Origin of the sequence: Streptomyces sp. SBT349, assembly GCF_001083795.1 — a bacterium.
Taxonomy (GTDB): Bacteria; Actinomycetota; Actinomycetes; order Streptomycetales; family Streptomycetaceae; genus Streptomyces.
Map to the genome: position 1 here is coordinate 1 of NZ_LAVK01000290.1, position 9521 is coordinate 9521.

The 9521-nt window shown below is 72.3% G+C and carries 8 protein-coding genes; 6 read left to right on the top strand and 2 right to left on the bottom strand.

The window, feature by feature from the left end:
* The first annotated feature begins 126 nt into the window (after nt 1–126).
* The gene (locus ADY01_RS27320) at nt 127–780 is read left to right on the top strand and encodes a maleylpyruvate isomerase N-terminal domain-containing protein (RefSeq protein ID WP_049578848.1); all 654 of its coding nucleotides are present in this window, start codon (nt 127–129) and stop codon (nt 778–780) included.
* Nucleotides 781–805: 25 nt separating this feature from the next.
* Here the strand turns inward: ADY01_RS27320 and ADY01_RS27325 are convergent, their stop codons facing one another.
* Nucleotides 806–1837 carry a LacI family DNA-binding transcriptional regulator gene (locus tag ADY01_RS27325; RefSeq protein WP_049578849.1) on the bottom strand — a complete coding sequence of 344 codons (1032 nt, stop codon included), beginning with the start codon at nt 1835–1837 and terminating at the stop codon, nt 806–808.
* A 138-nt stretch (nt 1838–1975) separates the two neighbouring features.
* Here ADY01_RS27325 and ADY01_RS27330 point away from each other — a divergent pair, with 138 nt between their 5' ends.
* Both ADY01_RS27330 and ADY01_RS27335 read left to right on the top strand, forming a co-directional pair.
* Nucleotides 1976–2905, top strand: coding sequence for a glycoside hydrolase family 16 protein (locus tag ADY01_RS27330; RefSeq protein ID WP_049578851.1), 930 nt, complete (start codon nt 1976–1978; stop codon nt 2903–2905).
* 5 nt (nt 2906–2910) lie between these two features.
* Nucleotides 2911–4083, top strand: coding sequence for a beta-1,3-glucanase family protein (locus ADY01_RS27335; RefSeq protein ID WP_049578858.1), 1173 nt, complete (start codon nt 2911–2913; stop codon nt 4081–4083).
* 42 nt (nt 4084–4125) lie between these two features.
* Here the strand turns inward: ADY01_RS27335 and ADY01_RS27340 are convergent, their stop codons facing one another.
* Entirely contained in the window at nt 4126–5991 is a 1866-nt protein-coding gene (locus ADY01_RS27340) for a glycoside hydrolase family 15 protein (protein ID WP_107081844.1), read from the bottom strand.
* Nucleotides 5992–6270: 279 nt separating this feature from the next.
* On the opposite strand from ADY01_RS27340, the gene ADY01_RS27345 reads away from it, so the two are divergent.
* The 3 genes from ADY01_RS27345 to ADY01_RS27355 form a co-directional block, all read left to right on the top strand.
* Nucleotides 6271–7926, top strand: coding sequence for a CTP synthase (locus ADY01_RS27345; RefSeq protein WP_049578854.1), 1656 nt, complete (start codon nt 6271–6273; stop codon nt 7924–7926).
* 5 nt (nt 7927–7931) lie between these two features.
* On the top strand, nt 7932–8576 hold the full coding sequence (locus ADY01_RS27350) for an NUDIX domain-containing protein (protein ID WP_049578856.1): 645 nt from the start codon (nt 7932–7934) through the stop codon (nt 8574–8576).
* A gap of 124 nt (nt 8577–8700) precedes the next feature.
* Nucleotides 8701–9521: ATP-binding protein (locus tag ADY01_RS27355; protein ID WP_234320430.1), on the top strand; the 821-nt coding region annotated here is incomplete at its 3' end.

The window sequence follows — 9521 nt, forward strand, 5'->3', positions numbered from 1 at the left end:
GCATCCTGCCGACGCGCCCCCCGATCCGGCGGCCTCGCCGGTCGCCGGATCGGGGGGCGCGTCGGCAGGATGCGCTGGCGCGTGAAAGCGCTCGCGGCGGTGGCCGGGCGCTGTTAGCTTGCGCCGGTGGATCTCTTCTCACGCTCGTGGGCCGCGCTGCGCACCGCGGTCGCCGAACTCCCGGACGAGGACTTCGCACGGCCGTCCGGCTGCGCCGGCTGGCTCGTGCGGGACCTGGTGTGCCACCTGATCATCGATGCCCAGGACGTCCTGATCACCCTCGTCACCCCCGCCGCGACGGAACCGACCCGGGACGCGGTGACCTACTGGAACCTCGTCGGTGCCCCGGCCGGCGACGACCCGCTCGACGCGCTGACCGTCCGCCTGGCCGCCGCGTACGAGGAGCCGTGGCTGCTCAGGTTCCACCTCGACGACGTCGGCTCCGCCGCCGGACGCGCCGCCGGGCTCGTGGATCCCGCGGCGCGGGTCGCCACCCGCGACGTGGTGCTCACCGCGGGCGACTACCTCTCCGCGTACGTCCTGGAGTGGACGCTGCACCACCTCGACCTGATCGCGCACCTCCCCGGCGCGGCGGAGCCGCCCGCCGAGGGGCTCGCCCGGTCCCGCGAGCTGCTGGAGAGGATCGCCGGCGCCGCGTTTCCCCCCTCGCTCCCCGACGGGGACGCGCTGCGGATCGGCACCGGGCGGCGTCCCCCGACCGAAGCGGAGAAGGCCGCGCTGGGCGAGGTGGCCGCGAGACTCCCGTTCGTCCTCGGCTGACCGGACCCCGGGGGCCGGGCGGACGTCACGTCGAGGCCCGGACGACCAGGTGGGCCGGGGTGATCACCGAGGTCAGCGGCGCGTCGGAGGGGTCGGTCTGGTCGAGGCGGCGCAGCAGCAGGCGGGCCATCATCTCGCCCATGCCCGCGGCATCCTGACGGACCGTGGTCAGGGCCGGTTCCGACCAGGCGGCCTGTTCGGAGTCGTCGTATCCGACCACCGCGACGTCCTCCGGCACGCGCAGCCCGTGCGCGCGCAGCGTCCGCAGCGCGCCCGTCGCCATCAGGTCGTTGCCCGCGAACACCGCGTCCGGCGCGGGGGAGCGGTCCAGCAGTTCGGCCATCGCGCGGGCGCCCCCCTCCGCGGTGAAGTCGCCGTGGGCGAGCAGCGCCGGGTCGGGCCCCTCCACGCCGAGCGCGTCCAGGTAGCCGTCGAGGCGGTCCACCGCCGAGGTCTGGTCCAGCGGCCCGCTGATCACCGCGATCCGCGTGCGCCCGCGCTCCAGCAGGTGGTGAACGGCCTGCCGCGCGCCGTCGCGGTTGTCGGTGTCGACGAACAGCAGGTCCTCGTCCTCCTCCGCCGTCGCCCAGCCCGGCCTGCCGCCGAAGACCGTCGGCAGCCGCGAGGCGGCGGCGATGGCGGGCAGCGGGTCGTCGGTGTGGAGCGAGAACATCAGCGTGCCGTCCACGTGACCGCCACTCAGATAGCGCCCTATGCGGTCGTAGTCGGCGCGTTGCTCCAGGAGCATCAGCAGCAACTGCGTGTCGTGCCCGGCCAGTTCGCGGCCGATGCCGCGCAGCTGCTGGGCGAAGAACGGGTCGGCGAAGACCCGTGTCTCCGGCTCGGCTATCACCACGGCCACCGCGCCGGTGCGGCGCGTGACCAGACTGCGGGCCGCGCTGTTGGGCACATAACCCAGCGCTGCCACCGAGAGCTTGACCCGCTCCCTGAGCTCGGGTCGCACGCCTGGCGTCCCGTTGACCACACGGGACACCGTCGCGCGGGACACGCCCGCGTGTGCGGCGACGGCCTCAAGGGTGGGATGAGCTCCGTGCACTTTTCCGTCCTCTTCGTTCGCGGGCTCTTGACGCTACCGGCAAGCGGCGGCAGTGTGCAGTGGCACGACATGAGAGCGCTCTCACCCTCCCCATGCGGGGAGGTTCTCATTCCCCCCACACCGGAAGAGTGCAGTGTCATGACCTTGAGAAAGAGTAGGTGGGCCGCCGCCGTCGCATCGGGTCTCGCGACCATGGCCGCCCTGGTCACCCTCTCCCTCCCCACCGCTGACGCGCGGGAGCAGGAACCGGGCGCGCTGGCCGAGATCTGGCGCGCGGACTTCGACGGACCGGCGGGAACCCTCCCGCCGAGCAGTGACTGGATCATCGACACCGGGACCGGCTACCCCGGCGGGCCGCCCAACTGGGGCACCGGAGAGATCCAGACCTACACGAACGATCCGGCCAATATCTCGCTCGACGGCAGCGGCCATCTGAAGATCACCGCGCTGCGGAACGGCGACGCGTGGACCTCGTCCCGCATCGAGTCCCAGCGCACCGACTTCGCCGCGCCCGAGGGCGGACTCATGCGCATCGAGGCGTCCCTCCAGCTGCCGAACCTGGACGGCGAGGCGGGCCTCGGCTACTGGCCCGCGTTCTGGACGCTGGGTGGCGAGTACCGCGGCAACTACTGGAACTGGCCCGGCGTCGGCGAGTTCGACATCATGGAGAACGTCAACGGGGTCGAGCAGGTCTGGGGCGTCCTGCACTGCGGCGTCAACCCGGGCGGCCCGTGCAACGAGACCAACGGCCGCGGCACCAGCACCCCGTGCGACACCTGCGACAGCGGCTTCCACGAGTACGCGCTCGAACTCGACCGCACCGGCGCCACCGAGTACCTGCGCTGGTACCTGGACGGTCAGCTCTTCCACACCGTCAGCTCCGCGGACATGGACGCGGCCACCTGGGCGAACGCGACCGACCACGGGCACTTCATCCTGCTCAACCTCGCCATGGGCGGCGCCTTCCCCAACGGCGTCGCCGGACGGACCACCCCCACCCCCGCCACCGTGCCCGGCGGTTCGCTGACGGTGGACTACGTCTCGGTCTCCGTCGAACAGGGCGGGTGAGCGGCGTGGTCACCCGCAGGTCGCTCCTGCGCGGCGCCGCCGTGGCGGGCACGGCCGCCGCCGTTCCGCTGCTCGCCGGCCGGGCGACGGGCACGAGCGCCGACCCGGCCGCCCCCCGCGATGCCGCCCCGCTGCCGCTGACCGTCGCCAACCGCACCGGCCGGTTCGGCAACGAGTCGGTCTGGCTCTACATCGTCGGCAACGACGGCCAGCGCCAGGTCAGGGTCACCGCCGACGGGCAGCTGCTGCCGGTGGCGGTCTCGGACAACGGGCCCGACGGCTACACCGACTACGCCATCCCGATGGGCTCGGGGGACACCACGATCCCGCTGCCGCACATGTCGGGCCGGATCTATGTGGCGCTCGGCGACAAGCTGAGCTTCCGGGCGGTCCAGGACGGCAACGGCAACGCCGCGCTCGCCTACCCCGCGGGCTGGGTGGAGAGCGACCCCAACTACCCGGTGCTGCACGACTGCGCGGAGTTCACCTACAACCCGCAGGGCATGTACTGCAACACCACGATGGTGGACATGTTCAGCGTCCCGCTGTCCATCCACCTCAGGGGTGCGCGGGACCAGACCGTCGGCACGCTGCGCGACGGCGCCCGGGAGCGGATCTTCTCCGCGCTCGCCGCCGACGACACGTTCGCCCCGCTGGTCCTGGACGACCTGCGGGTCCTGGCCCCGGGACACGGCCTGGACGCCGGGCTGTTCCCCGGGGACTACTTCGACCCGTATGTGGACCGGGTCTGGGACACCTTCGCGGGCAGCGACCTGGTGATCACCACCAACGCGGGCGCGTTCACCGGCCGGGTGAGCGGCGACCAGCTGGTCTTCACCGGTCCGGGCACCGTCTCGTTCGCCCGGCCGCCGACCCGCGACGTGCTGTTCTGCGACGGCGCGCTGCGCGCTCCCAACGACGGCATGCTCGGCCCGGTGGCGGCCGTTCTCGCCGCCGCGCTCAACCGCACGACGGCGCTGAGCCACCCCGGCCAGCCGACGACCGACCCGGCGCAGTTCTACCGGGAGGAGCCCGCCCACCACTACTCCCGGATCATGCACGAGGAGAGCGTGGACGGACGGGCCTACGGGTTCGCCTTCGACGACGTCGCGAGCTTCGCCTCGTACATCGAGGACGGCGCGCCGACGGCGTTCACGCTGACGCTCACCCCGTTCTAGGGCGCCGTTCCGCGCCCCGGCGTGCGGCGGCCGATCGCGAGATCAGCCGCCGTACGCCCCGGAGGCGGTCAGCCGCAGCGCCGTGTCGATCAGCGGCACATGGCTGAACGCCTGCGGGAAGTTGCCCACCTGGCGCATGCGCCGCGGGTCCCACTCCTCCGCCAGCAGGCCCAGGTCGTTGCGGAGCGCGAGCAGCTTCTCGAAGAGCTTGCGCGCCTCCTCGACCCGGCCGATCATCGCCAGGTCGTCGGCCAGCCAGAACGAGCAGGCCAGGAACGCGCCCTCGTCCCCCTCCAGGCCGTCGACCCCCGTCTCGGAGCCCGCCGTCGGGTAGCGCAGGATGAACCCGTCGAGGGTGGCCAGCTCGCGCTGGATCGCCTCGATGGTGCCGATCACCCGCTTGTCGTCCGGCGGCAGGAAGCCCATCTGCGGGATCAGCAGCAGCGAGGCGTCCAGCTCCTTGGAGCCGAACGACTGGGTGAACGTGTTGCGCTCCTTGTCGTAGCCGTGCTCGCAGACGGTGCGGTGGATCTCGTCGCGCAGGTCGCGCCACCGGTCCAGCGGGCCGTCCACCTCGCCCGACTCGATCAGCTTGACCGTCCGGTCCACGGCGACCCAGGCCATCACCTTGGAGTGGGTGAAGTGCCGGCGCGGGCCCCTGACCTCCCAGATGCCCTCGTCCGGCTCGTCCCAGTGCTCCTCCAGGTAGGAGATCAGCTTGAGCTGGAGGAGGTTGGCGTGGTCGTTGCGGGCCAGGCCGGTCATGTGCGCCAGGTGCAGCGCCTCGGTCACCTCGCCGTAGACGTCGAGCTGGAGCTGGCCGGCGGCGCCGTTGCCCACCCGGACGGGCTGCGAGTTCTCATAGCCGGGCAGCCAGCTCAACTCGGCCTCGGCCAGCTCGCGTTCACCGGCGATGCCGTACATGATCTGGAGGTTCTGCGGGTCGCCCGCGACCGCGCGCAGCAGCCACTCGCGCCAGGCCCTGGCCTCGTCGTGGTAGCCGGTGCGCAGCAGCGAGGAGAGGGTGATGGCCGCGTCGCGCAGCCAGGTGAAGCGGTAGTCCCAGTTCCGCGAGCCGCCGATCTCCTCGGGGAGCGAGGTGGTCGGGGCGGCCACGATGCCGCCGGTGGGCGCGTAGGTCAGCGCCTTGAGCGTGATGAGCGAGCGGACCACGGCCTCCCGGTAGGGGCCGTGATACGTACACTGCGCGACCCAGTCGCGCCAGAAGTCCGCGGTCGTCCGCAGCTCGTGCTCGGCCACCGGCACCGGCGGCGGCTCCTTGTGCGAGGGCTGCCAGCTGATGGTGAACGCGATTCGGTCGCCGGGGGCGACGGTGAAGTCCGCGTAGGTGGTCAGATTCTTGCCGTAGGTGTCGACCGCGGTGTCGAGCCAGACCGAGTCCGGTCCGGCGACGGCCACGGTGCGGTCGTCGATCTTGTGCACCCACGGCACCACCCAGCCGTAGGAGAAGCGCATCCGCAGCGCCGAGCGCATCGGCACCCGGCCGCTGACGCCCTCCACGATGCGCACCAGCTGCGGGGCGTCGGAGCCGCGCGGGGGCATGAAGTCGGTGATCCGGACCGTGCCGCGCGGGGTGTCCCACTCGGACTCCAGGATCAGCGAGTCCCCCTGGTACCGCCTGCGGCTCGCGGGCGGCGCCGGCACGTCCTTGCCGTAGGCGGGGCCGAGACGCCAGAAGCCGTGCTCCTCGGTGCCCAGCAGCGCGGCGAACACGGCATGGGAGTCGAACCGGGGAAGGCACAGCCAGTCGACCGATCCGTCCCGACCGACGAGGGCGGCGGTCTGCATGTCCCCGACGAGTGCGTAATCCTCGATGCGCCCGGCCACTTGCCACTCCACTTGAACGTGCTCCGCCCCCCGTGGGACGTGCGGTTTTCCGTCGCCCATTCGAGCGTCCGAGCAGCTTACGACGCACCGCTGCCTTCCGCCCGCCCTCCGGGACCTTCCCCCGGATACGGGTGGGTGACCTTGTTCACTTTGGATCTGAAATGTCGATGAAGTTCATGGGAAACACTTCGGCGACACCTTAGGTTCTCTCCACTGATACCCTGGTAGTCCGTGGACCGGAGGGCAGTGTTCCCCCGAACCCCAGCGACGTTGACCCCGACTTCCGATGCGGGGGCGTCGCGCATCCGACCTCGCGACCACGGGAGCCCCGAGTTGGCCATGCCGCCCAGCACAGCGACGACCAAGCACATCTTCGTCACCGGCGGGGTTGCCTCCTCGCTCGGCAAGGGGCTGACCGCTTCCAGCCTCGGAGCCCTGCTCAAGGCGCGCGGTCTGCGCGTGACCATGCAGAAGCTCGACCCGTACCTCAACGTCGACCCCGGCACGATGAACCCGTTCCAGCACGGTGAGGTCTTCGTCACCAACGACGGGGCCGAGACCGACCTGGACATCGGCCACTACGAGCGCTTCCTCGACGTGGACCTGGACGGCAGCGCCAACGTCACCACGGGGCAGATCTACTCCACGGTGATCGCCAAGGAGCGCCGCGGGGAGTACCTCGGGGACACCGTGCAGGTCATCCCCCACATCACCAACGAGATCAAGCACCGCATCCGCCGGATGGCCACCGACGACGTGGACGTGGTGATCACCGAGGTCGGCGGCACCGTCGGCGACATCGAGTCCCTGCCGTTCCTGGAGGCCGTGCGCCAGGTGCGCCACGAGGTCGGCCGGGACAACGTCTTCGTGATCCACATCTCCCTGCTGCCCTACATCGGGCCCTCGGGCGAGCTGAAGACCAAGCCCACCCAGCACTCGGTCGCGGCCCTGCGCTCCATCGGCATCCAGCCCGACGCGATCGTGCTGCGCGCCGACCGGGACGTGCCCACCGCGATCAAGCGGAAGATCTCGCTGATGTGCGACGTCGAGGAGGCCGCCGTCGTGGCCGCCATCGACGCGCCCTCGATCTACGACATCCCCAAGGTGCTGCACGGCGAGGGCCTGGACGCCTACGTGGTGCGCCGCCTCGACCTGCCGTTCCGCGACGTCGACTGGGCCCAGTGGAACGACCTGCTCCGCCGCGTCCACCACCCGGAGCACGAGGTCACGGTGGCGCTGGTCGGCAAGTACATCGACCTGCCCGACGCGTATCTCTCGGTCACCGAGGCGCTGCGCGCCGGCGGCTTCGCCAACAACGCGCGGGTCCGCATCAAGTGGGTCACCTCCGACGACTGCCGCCCCCCGGGCGGCGCCGCGGAGCAGCTGGCCGACTGCGACGCCGTCTGCATCCCGGGCGGCTTCGGCGACCGGGGCGTGCCGGGCAAGATCGCGGCCATCACCTACGCCAGGGAGAACCGCGTCCCGCTGCTCGGCCTCTGCCTGGGCCTCCAGTGCATCGTGATCGAGGCCGCGCGGAACCTGGCGGGCATCGAGGGGGCCGACTCCACCGAGTTCGACCAGGGCGCCGCCCACCCGGTGATCTCCACCATGGAGGAGCAGCTCGACATCGTCGCGGGCGACGGCGACATGGGCGGCACCATGCGGCTCGGCATGTACCCGGCGAAGCTCGCCGAGGGCTCCATCGTGCGCGAGGTGTACGGCGGCGAGCCCTATGTCGAGGAGCGGCACCGGCACCGTTACGAGGTGAACAACGCCTACCGCACCGAGCTGGAGAAGAAGGCGGGCCTGATCTGCTCGGGCACCTCGCCCGACAACAAGCTGGTGGAGTACGTGGAGTACGTCCGCGAGGTGCACCCGTACCTGGTCGCGACCCAGGCCCACCCCGAGCTGCGCTCCCGGCCCACCCGCCCGCACCCGCTTTTCGCCGGTCTCGTCCGTGCCGCCGTGCGCCGCCGCGACGTGGGTGCAGACTGAGCGTCATGACCGAGCAGCAACGCGACTTCCTCGCCGACACCCCGGAGCAGTGGTCCGTCACCGCGACGGACACCCCCTTCACCGGCGTCAAGACCAGTGTCCGCGCCGACGAGGTGGTGATGCCCGACGGCGCCACCGCCCGCCGCGACTACCAGGTGCACCCCGGCTCGGTGGCCATCCTCGCCCTCGACGAACGGGACCGGGTGGTCGTCATCGAGCAGTACCGCCACCCCGTCCTGCACAAGCTGTGGGAGATCCCCGCGGGGCTGCTCGACGTGCCGGGGGAGAACCCGCTGCACGCGGCCCAGCGGGAGCTCTACGAGGAGGCGCACGTCAAGGCCGAGGACTGGCGGGTGCTGGCCGACGTCTACCCCAGCCCCGGCGGCAGCGACGAGGCCGTGCGGATCTTCCTGGCCCGCGAGCTGTCCGAGGCGGAGGGCGAGCGGTACGAGGCGGACGGCGAGGAGGCCGACATGCGGCTCGCCCGCGTGGAGGCGGCCGACCTGGTCCGCGGCGTGCTCGCCGGGCGACTGCACAACACCTGCCTGACGGTCGGGGTGCTCGCCCTCCAGGCCGCCCGCGCCGGGGACGGCCTCGACGCGCTGCGCCCGGCCGACGCGCCCTGGCCCGCCCGCCCGTTCGCGGCCTGACGGCGGCGCGTCCGTGGCGCGCAGGGTGCGCTTTCGGTACGTCGGCGACATCTCCTGACGGGTGTTGACCAGCTCTGACGTGTCCTGACCAGCCGGTGAGCGGCCGGTGGCATACGCTCGGCCCGTGACGGATGTGACCGAACAGACAGTCACCGGCGGTTCCGGGTCGCTGCGGTTCCTCGGCCGCCTGCGCGAGCTGGCGGAACTGCGCTCCGACGTCGAACGGGCCGGGCTCGGCACCCTCGCCGGCCGCCCCGCCACCCGCGGCCGGGTCCTCCTGATCGCCGGCCGTCCCGGCACCGGGAGAACCGCGCTCGCCGAGCAGTTCGCCGCCGAGCTGATCGAGGTCGGCGACTACCCCGACGGCCTGCTGCGGGCCCGGCTGACCGACCCCGGCGGGGTCCCCGTTCCCCTCGAACGCGCCGCCCGCGACCTGCTGGGCGCCCTGGGGGTCGCGGCGCCCGCCGGAGCCGACGAGGACGAGCTGACCGGCATCCTGCGCGACACCCTGGACGAGCGCAGGACCGTTCTCCTCCTGGACGACGTCGCCACCCCCGAGCAGCTGGTCGAGCTGACCCCCGACGGCCGCGGCAGCCTCGTGCTCGCCGTCTCGCGCGGGCCGCTCACCGGCGTGCCCGACGTCCGCCCCTGCGCGCTCGGCGGCCTCGACCGGCTCGCCGCCGTCCGGCTGCTGGAGACGGGCGCGGGGGACGTCCGCATCACCGTGGACCCCGGCGCGGCCGACTCCCTGGCCGAGGCGTGCGGCTTCCTGCCCGCCGCGATCCTCCTGGCCGCCGGCTGGCTGGCCGCCCACCCCGAGACCACCGTCGTCGAGGCGGTCCGCCGGATGGCCGCGCCCGAGGAGGCCCCCCCACCGCCCGCTGCCCCGGGCACCGGCACCGGCATCGGCATCGGCATCGGGGTCGGCGGCGGTGCCCGGGGCAG